At 70.0% G+C, this 22928-nt stretch carries 24 protein-coding genes; 5 read left to right on the forward strand and 19 right to left on the reverse strand.

Annotated elements, in window-relative coordinates:
* Positions 1 to 13 precede the first annotated feature (13 nt).
* On the reverse strand, positions 14 to 355 hold the full coding sequence (locus LPN01_RS09415) for a cupin domain-containing protein (protein ID WP_262828154.1): 342 nt from the start codon (positions 353 to 355) through the stop codon (positions 14 to 16).
* A 374-nt stretch (positions 356 to 729) separates the two neighbouring features.
* Here LPN01_RS09415 and LPN01_RS09420 point away from each other — a divergent pair, with 374 nt between their 5' ends.
* Genes LPN01_RS09420 through LPN01_RS09430 form a run of 3 tightly spaced genes read left to right on the forward strand, consistent with a single transcriptional unit; the run spans position 730 to position 5008 of the window.
* On the forward strand, positions 730 to 3759 hold the full coding sequence (locus tag LPN01_RS09420) for a TonB-dependent receptor (protein WP_262828125.1): 3030 nt from the start codon (positions 730 to 732) through the stop codon (positions 3757 to 3759).
* An 8-nt stretch (positions 3760 to 3767) separates the two neighbouring features.
* Positions 3768 to 4727: an alpha/beta hydrolase gene (locus LPN01_RS09425; protein ID WP_262828126.1), complete on the forward strand. Its 960-nt coding sequence runs from the start codon at positions 3768 to 3770 to the stop codon at positions 4725 to 4727.
* Between the two features lie 50 nt (positions 4728 to 4777).
* A complete protein-coding gene (locus LPN01_RS09430; protein WP_262828127.1) occupies positions 4778 to 5008 on the forward strand; it encodes a hypothetical protein in 231 nt (76 codons plus the stop codon).
* 11 nt (positions 5009 to 5019) lie between these two features.
* Here LPN01_RS09430 and LPN01_RS09435 read toward each other — a convergent pair whose 3' ends face one another.
* Positions 5020 to 6306 (reverse strand): M20/M25/M40 family metallo-hydrolase, encoded by a 1287-nt coding sequence (locus LPN01_RS09435; RefSeq protein ID WP_262828128.1) that lies wholly within the window; start codon positions 6304 to 6306, stop codon positions 5020 to 5022.
* Between the two features lie 157 nt (positions 6307 to 6463).
* On the opposite strand from LPN01_RS09435, the gene LPN01_RS09440 reads away from it, so the two are divergent.
* Positions 6464 to 6634 (forward strand): hypothetical protein, encoded by a 171-nt coding sequence (locus tag LPN01_RS09440; RefSeq protein WP_262828129.1) that lies wholly within the window; start codon positions 6464 to 6466, stop codon positions 6632 to 6634.
* Here LPN01_RS09440 and LPN01_RS09445 read toward each other — a convergent pair.
* The 17 genes from LPN01_RS09445 to hppD form a co-directional block, all read right to left on the reverse strand.
* Positions 6591 to 7064, reverse strand: a complete 474-nt coding sequence (locus LPN01_RS09445) for a hypothetical protein (protein WP_262828130.1) — start codon at positions 7062 to 7064, stop codon at positions 6591 to 6593. The genes LPN01_RS09440 and LPN01_RS09445 overlap by 44 nt on opposite strands.
* Positions 7065 to 7117: 53 nt before the next feature.
* A complete protein-coding gene (locus LPN01_RS09450) occupies positions 7118 to 7456 on the reverse strand; it encodes a hypothetical protein (RefSeq protein WP_262828131.1) in 339 nt (112 codons plus the stop codon).
* A complete protein-coding gene (locus LPN01_RS09455; protein ID WP_262828132.1) occupies positions 7456 to 8466 on the reverse strand; it encodes a chemotaxis protein CheB in 1011 nt (336 codons plus the stop codon). The genes LPN01_RS09450 and LPN01_RS09455 overlap by 1 nt, the downstream gene beginning before the upstream one ends.
* Positions 8467 to 8519: 53 nt before the next feature.
* The gene (locus LPN01_RS09460; RefSeq protein WP_262828133.1) at positions 8520 to 8963 is read right to left on the reverse strand and encodes a chemotaxis protein CheW; all 444 of its coding nucleotides are present in this window, start codon (positions 8961 to 8963) and stop codon (positions 8520 to 8522) included.
* Positions 8964 to 8983: 20 nt separating this feature from the next.
* Positions 8984 to 9349: a response regulator gene (locus tag LPN01_RS09465; protein WP_262828134.1), complete on the reverse strand. Its 366-nt coding sequence runs from the start codon at positions 9347 to 9349 to the stop codon at positions 8984 to 8986.
* Positions 9350 to 9390: 41 nt separating this feature from the next.
* A complete protein-coding gene (locus tag LPN01_RS09470) occupies positions 9391 to 9951 on the reverse strand; it encodes a chemotaxis protein CheD (protein WP_262828136.1) in 561 nt (186 codons plus the stop codon).
* Positions 9948 to 10985, reverse strand: a complete 1038-nt coding sequence (locus LPN01_RS09475; protein ID WP_316747318.1) for a chemotaxis response regulator protein-glutamate methylesterase — start codon at positions 10983 to 10985, stop codon at positions 9948 to 9950. The genes LPN01_RS09470 and LPN01_RS09475 overlap by 4 nt, the downstream gene beginning before the upstream one ends.
* The gene (locus tag LPN01_RS09480; RefSeq protein WP_262828137.1) at positions 10982 to 11842 is read right to left on the reverse strand and encodes a CheR family methyltransferase; all 861 of its coding nucleotides are present in this window, start codon (positions 11840 to 11842) and stop codon (positions 10982 to 10984) included. The genes LPN01_RS09475 and LPN01_RS09480 overlap by 4 nt, the downstream gene beginning before the upstream one ends.
* Complete coding sequence (locus tag LPN01_RS09485; protein WP_262828156.1) at positions 11839 to 13956, reverse strand: chemotaxis protein CheA; 2118 nt, start codon at positions 13954 to 13956, stop codon at positions 11839 to 11841. The genes LPN01_RS09480 and LPN01_RS09485 overlap by 4 nt, the downstream gene beginning before the upstream one ends.
* An 11-nt stretch (positions 13957 to 13967) precedes the next feature.
* Positions 13968 to 14255 carry an STAS domain-containing protein gene (locus LPN01_RS09490; protein ID WP_262828138.1) on the reverse strand — a complete coding sequence of 96 codons (288 nt, stop codon included), beginning with the start codon at positions 14253 to 14255 and terminating at the stop codon, positions 13968 to 13970.
* A gap of 42 nt (positions 14256 to 14297) precedes the next feature.
* Positions 14298 to 15755 (reverse strand): methyl-accepting chemotaxis protein, encoded by a 1458-nt coding sequence (locus LPN01_RS09495; protein ID WP_262828139.1) that lies wholly within the window; start codon positions 15753 to 15755, stop codon positions 14298 to 14300.
* A 281-nt stretch (positions 15756 to 16036) separates the two neighbouring features.
* Entirely contained in the window at positions 16037 to 17464 is a 1428-nt protein-coding gene (locus LPN01_RS09500) for a methyl-accepting chemotaxis protein (protein WP_262828140.1), read from the reverse strand.
* Between the two features lie 235 nt (positions 17465 to 17699).
* Entirely contained in the window at positions 17700 to 18662 is a 963-nt protein-coding gene (locus LPN01_RS09505; protein WP_262828141.1) for an alpha/beta fold hydrolase, read from the reverse strand.
* A gap of 50 nt (positions 18663 to 18712) precedes the next feature.
* A complete protein-coding gene (locus tag LPN01_RS09510; protein ID WP_262828142.1) occupies positions 18713 to 19072 on the reverse strand; it encodes a Rieske (2Fe-2S) protein in 360 nt (119 codons plus the stop codon).
* Positions 19069 to 19701, reverse strand: coding sequence for a maleylacetoacetate isomerase (gene maiA, locus LPN01_RS09515; protein WP_262828143.1), 633 nt, complete (start codon positions 19699 to 19701; stop codon positions 19069 to 19071). Before maiA ends, LPN01_RS09510 begins: the two co-directional genes overlap by 4 nt.
* Entirely contained in the window at positions 19698 to 20993 is a 1296-nt protein-coding gene (gene hmgA, locus LPN01_RS09520; protein ID WP_262828144.1) for a homogentisate 1,2-dioxygenase, read from the reverse strand. The genes maiA and hmgA overlap by 4 nt, the downstream gene beginning before the upstream one ends.
* Positions 20994 to 21143: 150 nt before the next feature.
* Positions 21144 to 22208 (reverse strand): 4-hydroxyphenylpyruvate dioxygenase, encoded by a 1065-nt coding sequence (gene hppD / locus LPN01_RS09525; protein WP_410482823.1) that lies wholly within the window; start codon positions 22206 to 22208, stop codon positions 21144 to 21146.
* Positions 22209 to 22288: 80 nt separating this feature from the next.
* On the opposite strand from hppD, the gene LPN01_RS09530 reads away from it, so the two are divergent.
* Positions 22289 to 22738: a MarR family winged helix-turn-helix transcriptional regulator gene (locus LPN01_RS09530; protein WP_262828146.1), complete on the forward strand. Its 450-nt coding sequence runs from the start codon at positions 22289 to 22291 to the stop codon at positions 22736 to 22738.
* Positions 22739 to 22928: the final 190 nt, after the last annotated feature.

A 22928-nucleotide genomic window follows, 5' to 3' on the forward strand; every position in this document is an offset into this window, starting at 1 on the left:
CGCCGTCACCGGCTCAGCGCACCACCGGATAGGCGACGATCAGCGTCAGCGGCGTTTTCCCCACCTGACGGATGCCCACGGTCGCGCCGGTGTACAGATAGGCCGCCATGCCGGCGCGCAGCGGCGTCGCCTGCGTCCCCGACGACACCAGGCCTTCGCCCGACAGCACGTAATAGACCTCGTCATGGGCGAGCGGATGCGCGCCGATCGCGGCGCCGACGTGGAGCACACGCTTGCGGAATTCCATCGTCCGCCCGGGGACGGCGTCGCTGATCCGATAGGCGGTGCTCATGCCGATCCGGCCGTGCGGAGTCGGCTCGTCGCGCCGCACCGAGGCTTCGTCGACGATCACCATCGCGCGTTCGGGGGTGGCGGGGGTGACGGGCGCGGCCGTTCCGGTGGCGGGTGGGGACGCGGACGGGACGGCGATGGCGGTCTGGCCGAGCGCCAGCAGGGCGGGGATCAGGATCGTTGTCATTGTCGCGTCCATCTTTGCGGTTTGCGGGATGTTGACATGCGGCCATCGGCGCAGCATGCTTGTGACACCGGTTACCTATGCGAGGCAAGGGACCGGCGACGCGACCGTCAACGGACGGCCGTCGCGGGGGGGATGGCAGGCCGGAAGGCTGTCCGAGCATCATGTCCCCCGAACAGAACAGGCAGGGATGGCGGCCCTTGGGCCGGCATCGGTACACGATGGCGGCTGCGGCCGGATGGGGAGTGATTGCGATGACTGGACGTTCGACCTTTGCCCGCCGCGGCGTGCGCCGCATGGCCGGCGTGTCGACCGGGGCGCTGGTGCTCGGCATGCTGTTGCCCGCGGCCGCCTTCGCGCAGGCGGCGACGATCCCGGCGAGCCCCGCGCAGCCGGGCAGCCCGCCGCACACCGATCCCGCCCCCGCACAGACTGCGGTGGTTCCCGCCGGCCAACCGCAGGACGCCGCCGCCGAGGTGGCGGCGCAGACGACCGCGCCCGACGGGACCGAAAGCGGCGCCGACATCGTGGTCACCGGTTTCCGCCGCTCGCTCGACGCGGCGCTCAACGTGAAGCGCGAATCGGTGTCCGCGGTCGACGCGATCGTCGCCGAGGATATCGCCAAATTCCCCGACCAGAACCTCGCCGAATCGCTGCAGCGCATTCCCGGCATCTCGATCCAGCGCGACGCTGGCGAAGGCCGCGCGATCACCGTCCGCGGGCTCGGCGCCCAGTTCACGCGGGTGCGCGTCAACGGGCTGGAAACGGTCGCGACCTCCACCGACGGCGCCTCGTCCAACCGTGACCGCGCGTTCGATTTCAACGTCTTCGCATCCGAGCTGTTCAATTCGATCGTCGTCCACAAGACCGCGGAGGCGAGCCTCGACGAAGGGTCGCTGGGCGCGGTGGTCGACCTCAACACCGGCAATCCGCTGGGTGGCAAGACCGGCTTCACCGGCGTGCTGTCGGCGCAGGCGAGCTACAACGACCTCAGCAAGAACACCCGGCCGCGGCTTGCCGGGCTGCTGTCGTACAAGTCGCCCGATGGCACCTTCGGCGCGGCGGTGTCCGCCGCCTATCAGAAGACCGACAACCTCGAACTCGGCAACAACACCGTCCGCTGGGCGCAGGCGCGCTTCGATTCGGTCAACGGCACGCCGTGCTTCTACAACAGCAACACCGGCACGACGCCGGTCGCCAATGCGGGCGGCTTCTACCGGTCGAGCACTGCGTGCGACACCGCGGCACTGGCCTTCCACCCCCGCATCCCGCGCTATGGCGAGGTGTTCCACGGCCGCGAGCGGCTGGGCATCACCGGCAGCGTGCAATGGGCGCCGAGCGACGCGACCAAGGTGTCGATCGATGGCCTCTATTCGCGCTTCAAGGAAAAGCGCGAGGAGCAATGGGGCGAGGTGCTGCTGCGCTCGAACGAACGCTCGATCGACCTCATCAACCCGGTCTACGACGCCAACAAGAACCTCGTGTCGGGCACGCTCAACGACGCCTGGGTCCGCACCGAACATTACCTGCGCCGCTCGCAGACCGAATTCTATCAATTGGGCGGCAGCTGGGACCAGGACGTCACCGACCACTTTCGCTTCACCGTGCTGGGCGGTTTCTCGAAATCCACCGCGGACATTCCGGTCGAGACGACGGTGGTGTTCGACGATCGCGACGCGCAGGGCTACAAGTTCGACTATACCGACAGCCGCACGCCGCTGCTGGCGTTCGGAACCAGCGTGACCGATCCCGCCAACTTCCAGCTGGCGGAAATCCGCGACCGGCCGTCGACCGTCGTCAACAAGTTCCGCACCGGACAGGTCCGCACCGAATGGGACGTCGCCGACGGCTATACGCTGAAGCTCGGCGGCGTGTACCGCCGCTTCGACTTCGACAGCACGTCGTTCCAGCGCGATACCGCGGTCTGCGGCAACGGCGGCCGCGACCTGGTGCTGGGTACGATCACCTGTTCGGCGAGCAGCGCGTTCGGGCCGACCGCGATCTACGGCTTCCCGGTCACGCCCGCGCTCAGCCAGCTGTTCACGCTCGGCAACGCCGGCCAGCCGGCGGGCACGACGACGCAGTGGCTGGTCCCCAACCTCGCCGCGGCGACCGATTTCACCAAGCTGTACAGCCGCACGCCGACGCTGATCGTCGGCGACAATCGCAGCGTGACCGAAGAGGTGACGGGCGGCTATTTCCAGGTCGATGCCAAGGGCGACCTCGCCGGCCTGCGCTACGCACTGAACGCCGGCGTCCGCTATGCGCATACCGCGCAAAGCTCGACCGGGATCAATTCGGGCGCGGTGGTGACGGTCAAGCGCGACTATGACGACTGGCTGCCCGCGGTGAACCTGGCGCTGTTCCCGACCGACAAGGTCATCCTGCGCGCCTCGGCGTCGAAGGTGATGACGCGGCCGACGCTGGGCAATCTGACGCCGGGCGGATCGGCGGACGGGTTCAACTATCGCGTGTCGTTCGGCAACCCGCAGCTGCAACCGTTCCGCGCCGCGGCGTACGACCTGGCGGCGGAATGGTATTTCGCGCCGCAGTCGATCTTCTCGGTCGCCCTGTTCAAGAAGAACGTCGAAAGCTTCCCGGTGTCGTCGGCGATCACCAACGCCACCTTCACCTCGACCGGCCTGCCGGCGTCCGTGCTCGGCGCGTCGTCGCCCGCGGCGCTCAATCCGGCGCAGCAGGGGCTGCCGATCTGGACGATCACGACGACGGTCAACGGCACCGGCGCATCGTTGAAGGGTGCGGAAATCTCGCTCCAGGCGACGTTCAGCTTCCTGCCGGGGTTCCTCAAGAACTTCGGCGTGCTCGCCAACGCGACCTTCGTCGATTCGAGCGCGAGCTACACCGTACAGGGGCCGGCGGTGTCGGCCTGCGTCGCGGGTGCCACGCCCGCCGCGGCCTGTTCGTTCGGGCCGCTGGTCAACGCCACCCGCAACGCGACGCTGTTCGGCCTGTCGAAGCGCCAGTACAACGGCACGCTCTATTACGAGGACAAGAAGTTCTCGGCGCGCGGGTCGATCAGCTATCGCGGGCCGTACATCGATGCCAACAGCGGCACCGGCAACGTCTTCGAAGGCTATAATTCAACGATCAACGTCGATGCCTCGCTGCGCTACAAGCTGACGCAGAACGTCGAGGTTTCGCTGGAGGGGACCAACCTGACCGACCAGTATCGCGATCGCTACACCGACGTCGATGCCAACCGGAACTACGAATACAATCACTTCGGCCGCACCTTCCTGGCGGGCGCGCGCTTCAAGATGTGAGGACGGGGATGATCGATCGTCGCACGGCCGTGTTCGGGACGGTGGCGGCCGGACTCTCCTCCGGCGCCGGCGCCGCCGTCCGGCTGCCCGACCCGGTCGAAACGATCCCGCTGTGGCCGGCGGAGGCGCCGGGCATGCCGGCGACCCCGCCGGCCGAGACGATCGACGAGCGCAGCACCGACCCGCTGGTCCCCGACCGGGCGGTGCGCGGGATCGTGCGGCCGCGGCTGGTGGTGTTCCGCCCGACGGTCGCCAACGGATCGGCGCTGCTGGTCGCGCCGGGGGGCGGTTATGCGCGCGTCGTCATCGACAAGGAAGGCTATGAGATCGGCCGCTGGCTCGCGGCGCGCGGCTGGACGGTGTTCGTGCTCTTCTACCGCCTGCCCGGCGACGGATGGGCGGCGGGACCGGATGTCGCGCTGTCCGATGCGCAGCGCGCGATGCGGCTGATCCGCGCGCGTGCCGGCCATTACGGCATCCGGCCGGACCGGGTGGCGGCGATGGGCTTTTCGGCAGGCGGCCACGTCTGCGGCGACCTCGCGACGCGCTTCGCGGTGCCGACCTATGCGCCGGTCGATGCCGCCGACCGGCTGGACGCGCGTCCCGACCTCGCCGCGCCGATCTACGCGGTGCAGTCGATGACGCCGCCGCTCGCGCATGCCGGGTCGCGCGCGCTGCTGATCGGGAAAGACGCATCGCCCGCGCTGGAGGCGGCACACGGCACCGCGGGCCATGTCGATGCGCGAACCCCGCCGTGCTTCCTGGTCCATGCCGAAGACGATCCGGCGGTCGACGTCGGCAACACGCTGGCGTTCCGCGCCGCGCTGAAGACGGCGGGCGTGGCCGTCGAGACGCATCTGTTCGCGGCGGGCGGCCATGGCTTCGGGCTGCGCGGCGCGGCGGGCAAGCCGGCGGCGGCATGGCCCGAGCTGTTCCACGCCTGGACGCGCAGTCGTGGCTGGGCGTGACCGCGGCGTGCCGTCGTTGCGTTCCACGACGAAGCGGCTAGGGCGGCACGATGACCAGCGCGGCGCTCCACGATCTGTTCCTGTCGACGCTGGTGCGCAAGGCGGGGGGTAACCGCCGCCGCTGGCGGCTCGTGCTCGGCGAGGTCAGGCTCTACGCCGTGGCGACGCACCCGCATTGCAACTGGGCGGTGACGCCGACCGGATCGGCAGGCGAGAACGACATGGTCGAGCGGATCGCCGACGACCTGCGCGTCACCCACCCGATCGTCACCGCGGGCTGACGCGTCGCCGGTCAGCTCGGCTCGGCGGCGAGGCGCGACATCAGGATCGCGGCGCGCTTCGCCTGGCGACGGATCGACGTCAACGCGACGACCTCGTCCGGCGTATGGTCGCCGCGGCTGGCGGTGCCGAGCCCGACGAGGCCGGGGACATCGGCCGCGACCCATGAAATGTCGCCCGCGCCGCGCTTCAGCGGATCGAGCGCGGGCATCTCGGCCAGGCCCAGATCGCGGTTGACCGTGTTCAGCCGCGCGAGCAGCGCCGCGTTGCCCGCCGTGGGCGCCATCGCCGGATAGCCGCTCTTGAAGGTGATCGTCGCGGTCGTGCCGGGCGCATGCGCGGCGACGATCGCGGTCATCCGGTCGCGCACGCGCCGGCTCTGCTCCTCGCTCAGCGTGCGGAAGTCGCCGCTCGCCACCGCCTGCGCCGGGATGATGTTGCTCTTGCCCTGTGCCGTCGCCTTCGATCCGCCGGGATCGATCCCGGCGGTCGCCCCCGCTGCGAGCAGGCCGATGTTGAAGGTGAGGTTCGGTTCGGGCAGCTGCGTGCGGAATGCGGCGAGGATGCGCGCGACCTCGTTTGCCGCGCCGTCGCCGAACGCGTCGCTGAAGATGCGCGAACTATGCCCGCTCCTGCCGGTGACCGACAGCGACCAGTCGTTGACCGAGCGGCGCGCGATCGATCCCATGTCGCGCCCGTCCTCGACCGCCAGCCCCTCGAAATCGAGCGCGACGTCGGCGCGCTGGCCGGCGGCGATCAGGTCGGCGCGCGCGACCGCGACCGGGTCGCCCGCATCCTCCTCGTCACCGGTCAGGACGATCTCGATGGTGGCGTCGCGCAGCGTGCCCGCGGCCTGCATCGCGCGCAACGCGGCGATCATGACGACCATGCCGCCCTTGTCGTCGCCCGCGCCGGGACCGCTCGCCTCATCGCCCTTGCGGACGAAGCGCTGGAACGGCGAATCGGCTTCGAAGACGGTGTCGAGATGGCCGATCAGCAGCAGGCGCCGGTTGCCGGCCTTGCCCGCATGGACGGCGATGACGTGGCCCGCACGCCCCGTCTGCGGCAGCGGCTTCCAGGTGACGGTGAAGCCCAGCGCGCGCAGCGGTTCGGCGATCATCGCCCCGACCCTCGTCACTCCGGCGCGGTTCATCGTGCCGCTGTTCTGGTCGACCAGCCGCTGGAGCAGCGCGACGGAGCGTTCGTATTCGGCATCGACGACGGCCGCCATCCGCGCCTCCGCCGGCGACAGCGCGGGGGCCGGTGCGGCCATGGCCAGCGCGAACAGCAACGGGATCATGATGCACCTTTCCGCCCGACGACCGGCGACGCCGGCCCGGCCGCGGCGGGATCGTCACAGATGCCGATTAGTAATATTGATCGACAAAGATTAACGGATTAGAAACCATCCGAAACGGATACATGCACCGCCAAGTGCTGGACGGAGATAGACGGGCGTGACGAGCGAAACGTATCAACGTATCTGCACCTTGCTGGGCGAGGCACTGGACATGCTCGACGCGAATCATCAGCAGGCCGCCGCGATCTACGTCAGCCATGCGCTCGACGCGCTCGGCCACGTCTTCACCGATCCCGATGATCCGCGGGCTGCAACGGCAGCGCCCTGATCTCGGTCAGCCAGTTGCGGATCGTGTCGCGACCCGGCCCGCTGAGCGCGAGCATGGTCACGCGCCGATCGGTCACGTCGTCGCTGCCGAGCACCAGCCCGCGATCCTGCAAGAGCTTGATCCAGCGCAGCGCGGTGGTGCGCGGCACGCCAGCGGCGGCGCAGCAGGCGTTGGTGGTGACGGTCGCGCCGTTCAGCCCCTCCGCGAACAGGAACAGCATGATGTCCATGCCGGGGTTCGCGAACAGCGACGCCTCGAGATGGGTACCGAGTTTTCGGCGGGCGGCGGCGATGCTCCGCGCCAGTCCCGCAAGTTCGGTATCGATCGCCTGATCCCCTTCGAGGATCGGCGAGACAGTCGCGTCGACGAAGCTGCTGCTACCGGTTTCCCTGCCGATGGCAGTGGCCTGGTCGCGTAGTCCGGCATCCATTGTGATCGTTGCTCCCGTTACCGCCATACGGCATAATCGGACACGATCCGAAATCAAGCCGCCTCATCGATCTCCGGCTCGGTCGGCCACCCCTCGCGGCGGTAGCGCCCGAGCGCCGACCGGATGCTAGCGCTAAGTGCTTCGAGTGTCACGACCTCCAGTCGCCGATCGGTCGGCGCCGGCGACCGGAGCAGGTCGGCGATGGCGATCTGCGCCTGGGTGATGCGGTCGATGTCCTGCAGACTGTGCATGTGATGGCGCAGCGTCTCCGGCCGCGCCGCCAGGTCGAAGGCGAGGTCGGCGAGCCATCCGGTGATCGCCACCAGTTCGTCCGCCAGCGCATGCGCCAGCGCCGGCTCGACGCCGGCGGTCGTCTGGCCGGGTGCGGGCATCACCGGCTGCACAGTTTCAGCAGGCTGCGCGACAGCTGGTCGGCGGGCACCGGCTGCGTCGCGATGCGGCGCGACAGGACGAACCCGTCGGCGCGGTTCTCGGCGGGCACGATGCAATAGCTGCCGCCCGCCTGCAACGCGCGCACGCCGGCGTCGCCGTCCTCGCCGTCGGCCCCCAGCAGCAGGCCGACCGCCTCCGCCCCCGCCGCCCTGGCGATCGAGGCGAACAGGATCGAGATCGACGGCCGTTCGCCCGCGACCGGATCGCGCGGCAACAGGCGCAGCGTGCCGTTCGGCCAGCCGTCGACGACGACGTGATGCTCGCCCGGCGGCGCGAGATAGATCGTCCCCTGTTCGATCGCCATGCCGTCGGCAGCGAGCACGATCCGCGGCGCGATCTCGGCCGCCAGCTTGTCGATCATCGTCCCGGCGAGCCCGGCGCCCAGATGCTGGACGACGATCGTCGGCGGGCAATTGGCGGGGAAGCTGCCGAACAGGTCGAACAGCGCCTGCGTCGCCGCCGCCTCGCCGCCGATGCCCAGGATCCGGCCGTTCCAGTCGATCGGTCCCGCCGCGACCGCCTTCGCCGCGCCCGCGCCCTTCACCGCCGCGCCCTTGGCGGCCTTGATCCGCTTGCCGAGCTTGGCGAGGATCTTGTCGAATTCCGCGGCGACCGCGACCTTGGGCTTGGGGAAACAGTCGATCGCGCCCAGCCGCAGCGCCTCGACCGACGCCTCGGCCCCCGCCTCGGTCCGGGTCGAGAACATGATGACCGGCATCGGCCGCTTTTCCATCAGCTCCGCCAGATAGTCGATGCCGCTCATCCCCGGCATCTCGACGTCCAGCGTCATGACGTCGGGGTGCAACTGGTCGCGCATCGCGCGGGCTTCGTCGGCGCCGTCGGCGGACCCGACCACGACGACGCCCGGAATCCGTTCCAGCGCCCCCGACAGCAGCGCGCGCATGGTGAGCGAATCATCGACGACGAGAACCTTGACGGGGGCGGCCATGGCCAGACTTCCTTGGTAAAACGATGGGGATGGTAGGGGCGGGACGTCCCGGGTCAGGCCGCGTCGGCGAGCGCGGCGCCGGTATCGACCAGCCGTTCGAGCGCCAGCACCAGCACCAGCCGGTCGTCGATCGTCGCCAGTCCTTCGAGGAAGTGCGCGGCCGGCGTCTCGCCGATGTCGGGCAGCGGCTGCATGCCGTCGTCGGGCACGGTGACGATGTCGTTGACCGCGTCGACGATCAGGCCCTGCAACTGGTCGCCGATCCGCACGACGATGATGACATGGCGCGCGGAGGGATCGGTCATCCCCCAGCCGAGCCGGTGGCTGAGGTCGAGCACCGGCAGCACGACGCCGCGCAGGTTGACGACGCCGCGGACGTGCGGCGGCACGTTGGGCAGCGGGGTGGCGGGCGACCAGGCGCGGATCTCGCGAATCGCCATGATGTCGACGCCGAGGACCTGTTCGCCGATCTGGAAGGTGATGAGCTGACGGGGCATGGGAAAACTCCTGGAAGCGATCAGTGAAGGACGCGGCGGATGGCCGCGGCGAGCTTGTCGGGGTGGAAGGGCTTGACGATCCAGCCGGTCGCGCCGGCGGAGCGCGCGCGCTGCTTCTTCTCGTCCGAACTCTCGGTGGTCAGCACCAGGATCGGCAGGTTGCGCAGCCGGTCCTGCTCGCGCACGCGCTCGATCAGGCCGAAACCGTCGAGCCGCGGCATGTTGATGTCGGTGATGAGCAGGTCGGGCTCGGCGCCATCGAGCCGCTCGAGCGCATGGACGCCGTCCTCGGCTTCCAGCACCTTGTAGCCGAGGTCGGTCAGCGCGGCCTTCAGCAGCATGCGCATGCTGGGCGAATCGTCCACGGTCATGATCGTGCTCTGCACGGGCGTTCCTTCGTTGCGGGGAGGGGGGAGAGACGGGCTCATCAGAAGAATTCGACGTCGCCGCCGGCGTCGACGACCGGCGCGGGGGGGCGGACGATCCGCGGCGGCTCGACCGGGCGGTCGCTGGCGATGCGGCAGCGCGCGAGGCCCAGCGTCGGGCGGAACTCGACCCGGCGCGCGCCATGGCCGCCGACGTCCTCGCCGACCAGTGCGATCCGCTCGTCACGCAGGAAACGCCGCGCGAACAGCGCGTTGGTCGCGCCGATGTCGCGGAAACCGTCGCGCAGCGAGGCGCCGCCATAGATCCGCGCCTTCAGGTTGGATCGCGTCGCGCCCATCGCCATCATCGCGTTGATGAGCACTTCCATCGCATAGACGCCGTAGCGTTGCAGCGAGCGGACGTCGGTTTCGCCGCTGCCGGGTTCGGCGAGCAGGAAGTGGTTTAGCCCGCCGACCTTCGCGACCGGATCGAACAGGCAGGCGGAGATGCAGCTGCCGAGGACCGTCGTCAGGATGACGCCGGGATCGTCCGATACGCGCGTCTCGCCCTGCATGATCGTCACGCGGGTCAGCCCGTCGGCGGCGCGGGGCAGCGCGCTCATGCCCGGCACTCCGCCATCAGCCGCGCCGCGATCCGCGACAGCGGCAGCTGCGCGGTCACCGCGCCGATCTGGTGCGCCGCGGCGGGCATGCCGTAGACGACGCAGCTGTCCTCGTCCTGTCCGATCGTCATCGCGCCGGTATCCTTCATGGTCTTGAGGCCCTGGGCACCGTCCGCGCCCATGCCGGTCAGGATCGCGCCGACCGCTGACGCGCCCGCCCAGCGCGCCACCGACAGGAACAGGCGGTCGACCGAGGGCCGGTGGCCGCTCATCTTGTCGTCGGCGACCAGCCGGCAGCGGCGCAGCGTCCCGCCGGTGATCTCGGTATGATGCGATCCGCCGGGCGCGACATAGACGTGGCCGACCTCCAGCGGCGCACCCGATCGCGCCACCGACACCTGCGGCGCGGACAGTCGGTCGAGCCGCGCCGCGAAGGTCGGGACGTAGGTTTCGGGCATGTGCTGGACGATCACCGTCGGCGGGCAGTTGGCGGGGAAGCCGGACAGCAGCTCGATCAGCGTCTCGACCCCGCCGGTCGACGATCCGATCGCGATCATCGCATCGGCGCGCGGCACAAAGTCGCCGGTCGCGCGCGCCGGCGCGACGAAGCGCGGGCGGACGCGGCTCTTCGCGGCGGCCTTGACCAGCCGGGCGAGGTCGTCGCCCAGCGCGCCGCCATGGCCCGGGCGGGGCTTTTCGTAACAGTCGAACGCGCCCAGTTCGAGCGCGCGGATCGACGCCTCCGCACCGCGTCCGGTCAGCGTCGACAGCATCACCACCGGCATCGGGCGCAGGCGCATGATGCGCTCGAGGAAATCGAGCCCGTTCATCCCCGGCATCTCGACGTCGAGCGTGACGACGTCGGGGTTGAGCGCCTTTATCATCTCGCGCGCGGCATGCGGCCCGTCGGCGGCGCCGACGATCGCGATGCCGGGATCGCGCGACAGCGTGTGCGTCACCATCGCGCGCATCGTCGCCGAATCGTCCACCACCAGCACGCGCACGGGCGCCGACACGGGGCTGTAGGCGGTCATGCCGATACCTTCTGGAACGTGGTGCGGCCGACGCAGGTGAAGCGCGGCGCGACCGAGGCGGACAGCCGCTCGGAATGGCCGATGTACAGGAAGCCGCCGGGTGCGAGGCAGTCGGCGAGCCGTGCCTGCAACCGTTCCTTGGTCGGATCGTCAAAGTAGATCATGACGTTGCGACAGAAGATCGCATCGAACGTGCCGCGCATCGGCCAGTCTTCGAGCAGGTTGAGCTTGCGGAAGGCGACGCGGTCGCGGACCAGCGGATGCACCTCGGCGCCCTCGGCGGTCCGCTGCACCCAGGTCGCGCGCAGCGATTGCGGGATGCCCGACACGGTCTCCGGTGAATAGCGTCCCGCCTTCGCCGCGGCGAGGATGTCGGTGGACAGGTCGGTCGCGAGGATGCGCAGGTCGGTGCGCGACAGGCGCTGGCCGTTGCCGCGATCCTTGCCGAACATCGCCATCAGCAGCGAATAGGGTTCCTCGCCGCTCGAACAGGCCGCCGACCAGATCCGGACCTTGCCGCGGGCCGCGAGGCGCTGGTCGAGCGCAGGCCAGGCGTTTTCGAGGAAATGGTCGAAATGGTGCGATTCGCGAAAGAAGCTGGTGTGGTTGGTGGTCAGCGCATCGATCGCACGGGTGCGCTCGGCGGGATCGCGCTCGATCAGCGCGATATAGTCGGCGAACCGGGTCAGCCCGCACGCCCGCACGCGCGGCGCCAGCCGGCCATAGACGAGCTGCATCTTGCCCGCCGGCATCAGGATGCCGGCCTCGGCATAGACGAAGGCGCCGATCGCTTCGTGATCGCTGGCGTCGAAGTGGAATTCCTGTGCGCGCGCCGGCGCCTTCAGCGCGACGCTCATGCGGCGAGGCCCAGCGGCGCCGCGGCCAGCCGCGGGTCGCGCCGCCAGCGCGAGATCAGCGCATCGACGTCGAGGATCAGCGCGACGCGGCCGTCACCCAGGATGGTGGCGCCGGCAAGTCCCGGGATCGCCTCGTAATTCGCCTCCAGGCTCTTCACGACGACTTGGCGCTGGTCCTGGATCGAATCGACCATCAGCACCGCCTGGCCGGTGTCCGATTCGACCACGATCAGGACCGCCTGCGACGGATCGGCCTGCGCGCCGTGGATGCCGAGCTGTTCGGCGACGCGGTGGACGGGGACATAGGCGCCGCGCACGTCGAGCAGCGAGGCGGTCGGGCCGAGCACCTTCACCCCGTCCTGGTCGGGGCGCAGGCTCTCGACGATATGGCCGAGCGGGATGACGAAGGTCTGGTCGCCGACGGTGACGATCATACCGTCGAGCACCGCCAGCGTGAGGGGCAGCGACAGCGCGAAGCTGGAGCCGGAACCGAGGTTGGAATTGATGCCGATCCGCCCGCCGAGCGCCTGCACGTTCTTGCGGACGACGTCCATGCCGACGCCGCGGCCGGAGATGTTGGACACGGTCGCCGCGGTCGAGAAGCCGGGCGCGAAGATCAGATTGTCGATCTCCTCGTCGCTCAGGATCGCATCGGCGGCGACGATGCCGCGCTCCACCGCCTTGGCGCGCACGCGCTTGCGGTCGATGCCGCGGCCGTCGTCGGCGACGGTGATGACGATGCGTCCCGAATGATGCGCGGCGGACAGCGTCACCACGCCCTCTTCGGGCTTGCCCGCCGCGAGCCGGTCGGCGGGGGTTTCGAGGCCGTGATCGACCGCGTTGCGGATCAGGTGCGTCAACGGCTCGCCGATGCGCTCGACGACGGTCTTGTCGACCTCCGTCATCTCGCCGACGATGTCGAGGCGGACGCGCTTGCCGGTTTCCAGCTCCAGCTCGCGGATGATGCGCGGCACGCGGCTGAACACCGTCTTCATCGGCTGCGCGCGGATCGCCATCGTCGATTCCTGCAATTCGCGCGTCAGGTGGTCGAGGTCGGTCAGCTCGCTGAGGCCGCCGAGCGCATGCTCCGACAGGCGCTGCGCCAGCATCGCCTGGGTTATGACCAGCTCGCCGACGAGGTTGACCAGCCGGTCGAGCTTGTCGAGGTCGACACGGATCGTCTGCGCGGGCGGCGGCACCGCGGCGCGCGGGGTGGCCGTCTCGGTCGCGACCGGCGGCAGGATCGTGGCGACGGCGACCGGTTCCGGCGTCGTGGCCATCGGCGGCGGCGCCGGTGCGGGTTCGTCGAGCAGGTCGACGATCGCGCCGCCTTCGTCGTCCGCTGCGGCGCCGGGTGCGCCGATCCGCGTCAGCGTCAGCGCACAATCGTCCATGAATTCGAAGATCGCGCGAATGTCGTCCTCGGCGACGGTGCCGGGGATCACCGCGGTCCAGCCGAGATACGACCGGTCGGGCCGCAGCGCGTCGAGCGCGGGCAGCCGCGACGTGTCGGCGGCCAGGATCTCGCCGTCGAGCAGGGTCAGTTCGCGCACCAGCAGCAGCGGGTCGCCGCCGTTGTCGAGCGCATCGGGGCCGGGCACGAAGCGCACCTGCCAGTCGCCGCCGCCGCCCGCCGGCGCGGCGACGGGTTCCTCGCAGAGCGCGAACAGATCGTCGAAGCCGTCGCCACCGGTCACCGCCGGCGTCGCCGCGATCGCCGTCGGTGCCGCAGCCGCCGCCGGCGTCGAGGCGGCGACCAGCCGGGCCAGCATCGCGCCGTCGGCGGGGGCGTCGCCACCGTCGCGCGCCGCCGCGACATGGTCGGCGAGCATGTCGAACGCCCCGACGATCGTGCCGAGCAGGTCCGACGTCAGCGCCAGCGTGCCGTTGCGCACCAGGTCGAGCAGCGTTTCGTATTCGTGCGTGAACGCCTGCAGCCGTTCGTGGCCGAACGCGCCCGCGCCGCCCTTGATCGAATGCACCGAGCGGAAGATCGTGTTGATCGTCTCCGGATCGTCGCCGCCCTGCCGGATCGCGGCGAAGCTCGCCTCCATCGTGGCCAGCCCCTCGTCGCATTCCTGGAAGAAGATCTGCTGGATCTCGTCGAGGTTCATCATGGTGCCTTTCAGACGACGGGATCGAGCGCGGCGTCGAGCCGGGCGAGCAGGATCATGCGGGTCAGCGCCTCGCTGGGGCGGTAGAAGCGAAAGCCGATGCCCGCCGCCACCGCGCTGGCGCGCGCACTCGCCAGCACCTGGAGGCAGGCCTGGCCGATCCGCACGACCTCGCTGCCGTCGAGGTGCAGCGGCTCGCCCCGCCCGATCCGGGCCAGCAGCGCATCGCGCAGCGGACCGGCGGCGGTCGTGTCGAGCGTCGCCGGGAGCAGGTGGGACGAGGGTGGTTGGACGGACATGCGGGATTCGACTTTCGTTGCGGCGGTGCGGCGGTGCGGGGCTTAGAATTCGGCCCAGTCGTCGGTGGCGACCGCGGCCGCCGCCCCGCCGCGACGTGCGCCGGCGGCGGCGATGCGGCGGCCGGCGGTGGCGGCGCGTTGCTGGAGCTGGCGGACGGCGTTGGCGGGCGCGTGGCCCGGGGCGGCGGGGGCGGCCGCAGGACCGCAGACGTCGTCCTCGATCCGGAACCGCGCGACCTGGCGGGCGAGCTCGTCCGCCTCGGCCGACAGCGTGCGCGCGGCGGCGGTCGCTTCCTCGACCATCGCGGCGTTCTGCTGCGTCACGCCGTCCATCTCGCCGACCGCGGTATTGACCTGTTGCAGCCCGGTCGCCTGATGCTCGGCAGCGCGCGCGATCTGTTCGACCAGCCCGCTGATCTCGCCGAAGCGGCCGATGATCCGTTGCAGCGCGGCGCCGGTCTTGCTGACCAGCTCGACCCCGGCATCGACCTGTTCGGACGAGGCGGTGATCCGCGTCTTGACGTCCTTGGCGGCCTCGGCGGAGCGCTGCGCGAGCGCGCGCACTTCGGAGGCGACCACCGCGAAGCCGCGGCCGGCGTCGCCGGCGCGTGCCGCCTCGACGCCCGCGTTGAGCGCCAGCAGGTTGGTCTGGAAGGCGATGCCGTCGATCACGCTGATGATCTCGGAAATCTCGTTGGAGGCGCGCTCGATGCCGCTCATCGCGTCGACCGCGCGGGCGACGACCTCGCCCGACTGTTCGGCCTCGCCGCGCGCCTCGGCGACGACGCCGTTGGCGCGGTTGGCGCCGGCGGCGGTCTGGCGGACGGTCGAGGTGATCTCGTCCATCGCGGCGGCGGTTTCCTCCAGGCTCGCGGCCTGCTGCTCGGTGCGCTGCGACAGGTCGTCGGATGCCTGCAGGATGTCGCTGGACCCGGCGTTGATGCCGACCGCGGCACGGTTGACCGCGGTCACCGCCTCCATGATCGCGTCCATCGCGCGATTGAAGTCGCTGCGCAGCGTCTCGAAATCGGCGGGGAAGGCCGCCGCGATCCGGAAGGTCAGGTTGCCGCGGGCGAGCTCGCCCAGCCCCTCGGCCAGCGCGGACGCCATCTGGCGCTGTGCCTCGGCGGTGTTCGCCTCTTCCATGTTGCGGCGGAAGATCGCCATCGCCTTGGTCATGCGACCGACGCAGTCGAGATTCTCGGTATGCGCGATCGGACCCTCGAGGTCGCCGGCGGCAAGCGCCTCCATGCGCACGACGGTTTCGACGTACGGCTTGCAGATCACCCGGCCGGCGAACATCGTCGTGCCGACCAGCGCCGCGACCGTCACGGCGGACAGGCCGATGTCGAACCCCGCGCTGGTGTGCATCAGCCCGCTGGTCGATGCCGCGGTGATCGCCACCGGGATCGTGCCAAGAATGCCCTGAACCGTTCCGAGCGCGCGGAACTTGGACCGGATGGGGGCACGCTTCTCGAACCAGTTCAACATCTTGCACATCTCCATCAGCGACCGGCGGAGGAGGATCCGGCGGTTCAATGGCGGCGAAGATTGCCGGAATCGCTTAACGTCTCGTTGAGCCCCCGAAACGGCTCGGTGATTTTGGGGTTTGCACCCGTTATGGTTGTAATTCAGGCGGTTGGCGGAGCGCCTTGGCCGGGACGCCGGTGCCATGCGGCGCGAAGGGCGGCGGTCGGTTCGGTCGGGACGGATCATCGCGGGTGACGCCTTTCGCCGGAGGGTGGAACGCAGGGTGGCCGGCCGGGCCCGGGTCGGGGGCCCTAGAATTCGGACCAGTCGTCGGCGGCGACCGCGACCGCCGCACCACCACCGCCGCCGCGGCGACCCGAACGGACGATCCGCTGCGATGCCTCGGCGACGCGCTGCTGCAACTGGTGGACCGCGGGGACGGGCCGGGCGGGCGCATCCTTGGCGCCGATCCGGAACCGCGCGACCTGGCGGGCGAGCTCGTCCGCCTCGGCCGACAGGCTGCGCGCGGCGGCGGTCGCTTCCTCGACCATCGCGGCGTTCTGCTGCGTCACGCCGTCCATCTCGCTGACCGCGGTGTTGACCTGTTGCAGTCCGGTCGCCTGCTGTTCCGCGGCGGTCGCGATCTGCGAGACGAGCATGCTGATCTCGCCGATCCGGCCGATGATGCGGTCGAGCGCCTTGCCCGTCTCGCTGACCAGCTCGACCCCGGCATCGACCTGTTCGGAGGAGGCGGTGATGCGCGTCTTGACGTCCTTGGCCGCCTCCGCCGATCGCTGCGCGAGCGCACGCACTTCGGAAGCGACCACCGCGAAGCCGCGACCGGCGTCACCGGCGCGTGCCGCCTCGACGCCCGCGTTGAGCGCCAGCAGGTTGGTCTGGAAGGCGATGCCGTCGATCACGCTGATGATCTCGGAAATCTCGTTGGAGGCGCGCTCGATGCCGCTCATCGCCTCGACCGCGCGGCGCACCACGGCGCCCGATTGCTCGGCCTCGACGCGCGCATCCTCGACGACGCTGTTGGCGCGGACCGCGCCGGCGGCGGTCTTGCGGACGGTCGAGGTGATCTCATCCATCGCGGCGGCGGTTTCCTCCAGGCTCGCGGCCTGCTGCTCGGTGCGCTGCGACAGGTCGTCGGAGGCCTGGCGGATGTCGGTCGCCCCGTTGTTGATGCCGCTCGTCGCCTCGGTCACCGCGCTCATCGTCTCGGCGACGGCATCCATCGCGCGGTTGTAATCGGCGCGAAGCCGTTCGTATTCCGCGGGAAACGCCTGTTCGATGCGATAGCTGAGGTCGCTCGACGCCAGCCGCGTGAGCCCTTCGCCCAGCGAGCTGACGATGACCTGCTGGTCGTTCGCCGACCGTTGCACCTTTTCGGCATTCTCCTTGAACACCTGCATCGCGCGGGTCATCCGGCCGACGCAATCGCGATAGTCGGTATAGGCGATCGGCGCGGCGAGGTCGCCGGCGGCCAGGCCCTCCATGCGCACGACGGTATTGACGTAGGGGTCGCAGATCAGCCGGCCGCTCACCAGCACCGTGACGATGGTGAGCGCGAACAAGACGCATTCGGCGGCGACGCAATAGCGCCACAGATGGTCCGGCGACACGGCCGCCAGATAGGTCGTTGCGATACCGCATGCCGCGACGCAGCCGTGAACGAACAGCAGGGCCTTGAACTTGGTGCGGATCGGAGCGCTTTTTTCGAACCAGGAAAACATCGGCGGGTCCTTCGGGCCTGTGGGCGAGCCGAGCTTCGCGGGGCCGTGCGGGCGCCGCGACGTTCCGGACATCTGCGACGGGAATGGACCGAAAGGGTAAACGCCGGGTAAAGTACGTCGAAAATGAACCAGAACCAATCTGGATCAGGAAGTTGGCTGGGGATAGGTGGGGACGGAGCCGATCGTTTCGCCACCGGATCGACGCGATCGCCGCCGAATCGGTGGCGGTCGCGACTCAGTCGGCGCGCGCGGCGGCGGCGACGAACCGTACCGTCGCCTCCGCGGCGGTGATCGGCAGCATGTGACCGCCGGGGATCACCGTGATCCGCGCCCCGGGGATCGCAGCGGCGGTCCGGTGGCCATGGAGCGCGGGGGACAGGATCGGGTCGTCGCGGCCGAACAGGATCGCGGTCGGCATGGTCAGCGTGGCGTAGCGCGCGGCGAGCGCCGCGACGTCGCGGCCGCCCGAGGCGAGGTCGGCGGCCGCCGCCGCGATCGCCCCCGGCCGCTGGCTCAAGGCGCCGCCGCCGCGCGTGGCGAAATCGGCGGGCGGCACGTCGGGCGCGAACACCGCCCGGACGGTGCGCTCGGCGGTCAGGTGGCCGAGCGGTGCGCCGATCGTCCGCGCCATCAGCTGCCGCATCGATGCGGGGATCGCCGCAAGCCCGCGGAACGCGTCGGGCACGTCCTGCTGCGGCTGGGTGAGCGGGGCGATCAGCGCGAGCCCGCGGATCAGCTCCGGCCGGTCGAGCGCCAGCGCCAGCGCCACCGCGCCGCCGAGCGAATGGCCGACCAGCAGCGGTCGCTCGATCCCCAGCGTCTCGATGAACCGGCCGAGGATCGTGCCCTGTTCGGCGATCGTCGGTTCGCCGTCGTCGTCCGCGGTCGAATAGCCGGACCCCGGCCGGTCGACCAGGACGACGCGATGGTCGCGCGCCAGCGGCTCCAGCATCGCATAGCTGAAATTGCGCAACTGGCCGCCGAGGCCGTGGATCATCACGATCGCCGGGCCGCTGCCACGATCGACATAATGCAGCCGCGCGCCGTCGACGCGGACATGGCGTCCGTCCTGCGGCACCAGCCGTTCCGCCTCGCGCGCGATCCGGTCGGCATACAGCGACAGGCCGATGCCACCCGCCGCGGTCAGCGCGGCGCTGCCGAACAGCGTCCCCAGCGTCCAGCGTGTGCCGTTCTGCATCCCAAGCCTCCCGTCGTGACGCGCCGGGTGTAACACGGCGTCGGCGTTTGTCAGGCGGTCGTGACGATCCCGTCGGTCACCACGACCGGCCAGGCGACCAGCCGCTGGCCGACGCAAGGACCGCCGACGCACAGCCCGGTGTCGCGGGCGAACAGCGCGCCGTGCCAGCTGCACGCGATCAGGTCCCCCGCCGGGGTCAGATATGCGTCGAGCCGCTGCGCCAGCGGCACCCCCATGTGCGGGCAGCGATCGACGAAGCCGGTGACGCGCGCGCCGTCGCGGACGACGAAGCCGTGGAAGCGGCCCGCGCGCATCTGAAGCACGAAGTTGCGCGCGGTGCCGTCGGGAATGTCCGCCAGCGGCGCCAGCACCACGCCGGCGGGCGTCGCGGTCAGCCGTTCGCCGCTCACGGCGCCGGCGCGTCCGGCTGCCGGTCGGGATGCGCCGCCTGTGCCAGCGCGGCCGTGCGCGCCGCGGCGGCGACCAGCCGCGGATAGGCCCCGATATCGACGCCGAACCGCATCGCCGAATAGAGCGCCGGCACGGTCACGCAATCCGCCAGCGTCGGGCGGTCGCCATAGGCGAAGCCGTCGCCATGGCGCGCGATCAGCGCCTCGATCGCGGCGAACCCGTCCTGCATCCAGTGCGCCATCCACGCGCCGACCTGATCCTCGCTGCCGCCGAAATCGCGGCGCAATGCGTCGAGCGTGCGCAGGTTGTGGAGCGGATGGACGTCGGTGACGATCGTCGCGACCATGCTGCGGACGATGGCGCGGCCATCGGCATCGGCGGGCATCAGCGGCGGCTCCGGATAACGCTCGTCGAGCCATTCGAGGATCGCGACGCTCTGCGTCAGCACCAGCCCGTCCACGTCCAGCGCCGGCACCAGCCGCTGCGGGTTGAGCGCGGCATAGGCGGGATCGGCCTGGCCGCCGGTGCGCAGGTCGTGGTTGACCTGCCGATAGCCGATCCCCTTCAGCGCCAGCGCGATCCGGACGCGATAGGCGGCGCCCGATCGCCAATAGCCGTGCAGGATCACGCGCCCGACCCCGCGGGGAGAACGGCCTTCGGGAAATCGGCCCATACCGCGTCGTAATCGAGCTGCGCATGCGTCAGCGCGTGCGTGGTCGGGGCGTAGGGCCAGCAGCTTTCCAGCATGAACGCCATCGTCCCCTCGATCTTGTGCGGCGTCAGCTCGGCGGCCGACGCACCCTGCCAGCTGGCGAGATCGGGGCCGTGGCCCGCCATCAGATTGTGGAGCGACACGCCGCCGGGCGCGAAGCCTTCCGCCTTGGCGTCATAGGCGCCGGTGATGAGGCCCATCGCCTCCGACATGACGTTGCGGTGGAACCAGGGCGGACGGAACGTCCCCTCCGCCACCATCCAGCGCGGCGGGAAGATGACGAAATCGGCGTTGGCGCGGCCGGGCACGTCGCTGGGGCTGGTCAGCAGCGTAAAGATCGACGGATCGGGATGGTCGAAGCTGACCGTGTTGATCGTGTTGAAGCGGGCGAGGTCATAGCGCCACGGCGCCAGATTGCCGTGCCACGCCACCACGTCGAGCGGGCTGTGGTCGAGCGTCGTCGTCCACAGCGATCCCATGAACTTCTGGATCACCTGCGTCGCCGTGTCGCGATCCTCGAACCAGGCGACGGGCGTTTCGAAATCGCGCGGGTTGGCAAGCCCGTTGGCGCCGATCGGGCCGAGGTCGGGCAGCCGGAACAGGCTGCCGTGATTCTCGCAGACATAGCCCCTGGCGGTGCCGTCGGGCAGCGTCGCGCGAAAGCGGATGCCGCGGGGCACCAGCGCGATCTGGCCGGGCGCGACGTCGATCCGCCCCAGCTCGGTCCACAGCGTCAACCGTCCCGCCTGCGGCACGAACAGCAGTTCGCCGTCCGCATTGGTGAAGACGCGGTCCGTCATGTCGGCGCTGGCGGCATAGACATGCAGCGCGACCCCTTCGAGGTCGGCGGGATCGCGGTTGGCGAGCATCGTCGTCATGCCGTCGATCAGGTCCGTCCCCGGCGCGGCGTCGGGGCAGGGATCCCAGCGCAGCCGGTTGGGGGCGAGCGGGGCGGGATCGGTGCCCGGCGCGAACCGCGCCGCGCCGTCGTAGCGGACGTAGGGCGGATGCTCCGCGGTCGGCCGCATGCGGTACAGCCACGACCGCCGGTTCTCGTGCCGCGGCGCGGTGAAGGCGGTGCCGGACACCTGCTCGGCGTAGAGGCCGAAGGCGGGCCGCTGCGGCGAGTTGCGCCCGACCGGCAACGCCCCGGCGACCGCCTCGGTCGAGACGTGGTTGCCGAAGCCGGGGATATAGGCGGTCAACATGGTGTCCTCTCCTTACCCCCTCTCCCTTTGGGAGAGGGGCAAGCTCGCCAAGCGAGCGCGGGGTGAGGGTGCGTGCGGAACGCGGGCGTTGGTCGCCCTCACCCTTCCGGCGCTTCGCGCCTCCCTCCCTCTCCCGATGGGAGAGGGATTCTATGCGTCGACCGTGATGACGCCGCGACGGATCTGGTCCAGCTCGATGCTCTCGTACAGCGCCTGAAAATTGCCGTTGCCGAAGCCCTCGTTGCCCTTGCGCTGGATGATCTCGAAGAAGATCGGGCCGACCATCGTCTCGGTGAAGATCTGGAGCAGCAGCCCCTCTTCGCCGACGTTGCCGTCGATCAGGATACGGTTGGCCCGCAGCCGTTCCAGATCCTCGCCATGGCCGGGGACGCGCTTGTCGACCAGTTCGTAATAGGTCTCGATCGTGTCCTGCAGCCGGACGCCGCGCGCGCGCAGCTTTTCCACCGTGGCATAGATGTCGTCGGTGGTCAGCGCGAGATGCTGGATGCCCTCGCCGTTATAGTCGCGGATGAATTCCTCGATCTGGCTCTTGTCGTCCTGGCTCTCGTTCAGCGGGATGCGGATGGCGCGGTCCGGCGCGATCATCGCCTGGCTGAACAGGCCGGTCGCCTTGCCCTTGATGTCGAAATACTTCTGCTCCTCGAAGCCGAAGATCTGGCCGTAGAAGGCCGACCAGGTCCGCATCTGCCCCCGGCGGACGTTGTGGGTCAGGTGGTCGAGCAGGTCGAGCCCGACATTATTCTCCGCCTCCGCCTGCGCCGCGCCCGGCACCTGATCCCAGTCGTCGTAGATGCTGCCCGCGGCGCCGTGGCGGTCGACCAGATACAGCAGCGATCCGCCGATCCCCTCCAGCGCCGGAATGCCGTCGAGCGCCGCGCCGGCCGGTGCCGGCTTGGCCCCGCGCGCGATCGCGGCGTCATAGGCGGCCTGCGCATCCTGCACGCGGAACGCCATCGCGCTCGCCGAGGGACCATGCGCGGCGCGGAAATCCGCCGCGTGACCGGTCGGTTCGCGGTTGAGCAGCAGGGTGATGCGCCCCTGCTTGTAGCGGGTCAGCGCCCGGGTCGGGTGGGTCGCCGCGGCGACGAAGCCCAGCGCCTCGAACTGCGCGGCGAGCGCGTCGGGATCGGGCGAGGTGAATTCGCAGAACTCGAACCCGTCGAGCCCCATCGGATTGACGTCCATATGGTCCATCGCGCGCACTCCGGTTGGTATCATTCGTTACCAATGTCCTGCGTCATTGCCAAACTGGTGTCAACTGATACGAAGTTTGCATGTCCGCCCCGCGTCTCGTCCTCGACGATTTCATTCCCTACCGACTGTCGGTGACGTCGAACCTGGTCAGCGATTCGATCGCGCGGACCTACGAATCGCTGTTCGGGCTGACGATCCCCGAATGGCGGCTGGTCGCGGTGGTCGCGGAGACGGGCGGCATCACCCAGCAGGCGATCGGCGCGCGCACGCTGATGGACAAGGTGACGGTGTCGCGCGCCGCGATCGCGCTGGTCGACCGCGGCCTGCTCGGCCGCCGCGCCAATCCCGACGACCGCCGCTCGCACCTCCTCGAACTGACCGACGCCGGCCGCGACCTGTACGCGGCGATCGCGCCCAAGGCACTCGATCTGGAAAGCCGCATCTTTGCCGCCTTCGATCCGGCGGAGGTGACGCAGTTCATGGCGATGCTGCGCCGGATCGAGGCGGTGACGGTCGCGCTGGATCATTAGCGCGGGCACATTTGTGCGACATTTGCCGTTTAAGCGCCCTCGCGACGGTACGAACGAGGGGCTTGGCATGCGGTTGACGGCAGTGGCGATGATGATGGCGGCGAGCTGGCCGGCGATGGCCGCGGCGCAGCAGGCGCCGGCGCCGCGACCCGCGCCGGCCCCGGCCGCTGCCGAAACCGTGCCGCAGGCC

It is taken from the genome of Sphingomonas sp. A2-49 (assembly GCF_025548555.1).
Classification (GTDB): domain Bacteria; phylum Pseudomonadota; class Alphaproteobacteria; order Sphingomonadales; family Sphingomonadaceae; genus Sphingomonas.

Coding starts and splice junctions, on each gene's coding strand:
- LPN01_RS09435 (WP_262828128.1), bottom strand. CDS start 6,306: ATGATCCCGTTGCTGTTCGCGCTGGCCATGGCCGCACCGGCCCCCGCG.
- LPN01_RS09470 (WP_262828136.1), bottom strand. CDS start 9,951: ATGAGCGCGCTGCCCCGCGCCGCCGACGGGCTGACCCGCGTGACGATC.
- LPN01_RS09455 (WP_262828132.1), bottom strand. CDS start 8,466: ATGGCCGCCCCCGTCAAGGTTCTCGTCGTCGATGATTCGCTCACCATG.
- LPN01_RS09420 (WP_262828125.1), top strand. CDS start 730: ATGACTGGACGTTCGACCTTTGCCCGCCGCGGCGTGCGCCGCATGGCC.
- LPN01_RS09505 (WP_262828141.1), bottom strand. CDS start 18,662: ATGCAGAACGGCACACGCTGGACGCTGGGGACGCTGTTCGGCAGCGCC.
- LPN01_RS09415 (WP_262828154.1), bottom strand. CDS start 355: ATGGTGATCGTCGACGAAGCCTCGGTGCGGCGCGACGAGCCGACTCCG.
- LPN01_RS09500 (WP_262828140.1), bottom strand. CDS start 17,464: ATGTTTTCCTGGTTCGAAAAAAGCGCTCCGATCCGCACCAAGTTCAAG.
- LPN01_RS09445 (WP_262828130.1), bottom strand. CDS start 7,064: ATGGATGCCGGACTACGCGACCAGGCCACTGCCATCGGCAGGGAAACC.
- LPN01_RS09530 (WP_262828146.1), top strand. CDS start 22,289: ATGTCCGCCCCGCGTCTCGTCCTCGACGATTTCATTCCCTACCGACTG.
- LPN01_RS09460 (WP_262828133.1), bottom strand. CDS start 8,963: ATGCCCCGTCAGCTCATCACCTTCCAGATCGGCGAACAGGTCCTCGGC.
- LPN01_RS09485 (WP_262828156.1), bottom strand. CDS start 13,956: ATGAACCTCGACGAGATCCAGCAGATCTTCTTCCAGGAATGCGACGAG.
- LPN01_RS09425 (WP_262828126.1), top strand. CDS start 3,768: ATGATCGATCGTCGCACGGCCGTGTTCGGGACGGTGGCGGCCGGACTC.
- LPN01_RS09495 (WP_262828139.1), bottom strand. CDS start 15,755: ATGTGCAAGATGTTGAACTGGTTCGAGAAGCGTGCCCCCATCCGGTCC.
- LPN01_RS09430 (WP_262828127.1), top strand. CDS start 4,778: ATGACCAGCGCGGCGCTCCACGATCTGTTCCTGTCGACGCTGGTGCGC.
- hmgA (WP_262828144.1), bottom strand. CDS start 20,993: ATGTTGACCGCCTATATCCCCGGCTTCGGCAACCACGTCTCGACCGAG.
- LPN01_RS09450 (WP_262828131.1), bottom strand. CDS start 7,456: ATGCCCGCACCCGGCCAGACGACCGCCGGCGTCGAGCCGGCGCTGGCG.
- hppD (WP_410482823.1), bottom strand. CDS start 22,208: ATGGACCATATGGACGTCAATCCGATGGGGCTCGACGGGTTCGAGTTC.
- LPN01_RS09490 (WP_262828138.1), bottom strand. CDS start 14,255: ATGTCCGTCCAACCACCCTCGTCCCACCTGCTCCCGGCGACGCTCGAC.
- LPN01_RS09480 (WP_262828137.1), bottom strand. CDS start 11,842: ATGAGCGTCGCGCTGAAGGCGCCGGCGCGCGCACAGGAATTCCACTTC.
- LPN01_RS09475 (WP_316747318.1), bottom strand. CDS start 10,985: ATGACCGCCTACAGCCCCGTGTCGGCGCCCGTGCGCGTGCTGGTGGTG.